Source organism: Dietzia sp. IBK-p2-15D, assembly GCF_057773105.1.
Genome location: NZ_JBYMTK010000059.1, coordinates 1 through 483, shown reverse-complemented (window position 1 = coordinate 483; position 483 = coordinate 1). Strand labels below are relative to the sequence as shown.

Annotated in this window: 1 protein-coding gene; it reads left to right on the top strand. The window is 34.4% G+C overall.

Translation table 11 applies throughout. The features are described 5' to 3' along the window. Positions 1-212: 212 nt before the first annotated feature. A partial coding sequence (locus AC3DEV_RS16850; protein ID WP_488372844.1) for a hypothetical protein occupies positions 213-483 on the top strand: 271 nt, incomplete at its 3' end.

Sequence of the window (483 nt, the reverse complement as noted above, 5' to 3'; positions counted from 1 at the left end):
CCATAAAAATCAAAATTGATCAAATATGAAAACAGTCAACAAAATCATGATTTGCATTGTTATTGGCTTAATATCGTCAGTTATTTTGTATTGGAATTGCCATTTCGGACAAATCATCATAGAAAACCAGAATTATCCGCAATTCGTTGGAGGATTTATCTTCGTAATTGCAGAAATTTATGGGATCGTTCATCTATTAAATTATTTAAAAAATGAAATTTTTAATTAAACTTTTATCACTATCATGCCTATTCACCCTCGCTTCGTGCAATGGCTGTCAGAAAATTCCAGCAAACAAATTTGTCCTAAATTCAGAAGATTATGGAAAGTCATGGCGTTTGTTGGGGAAAAATGAAACTGTTCCGAAGTGTATGGTTGCTGGATGCTACAATGTTTATTTGCCAGCAACAGTGATGGTTGGTGATTTAGGTTCCGTGCAACGAATTGGTGCTCCGGGTAAATCTGCAAGAGCAAAGTTTTTAA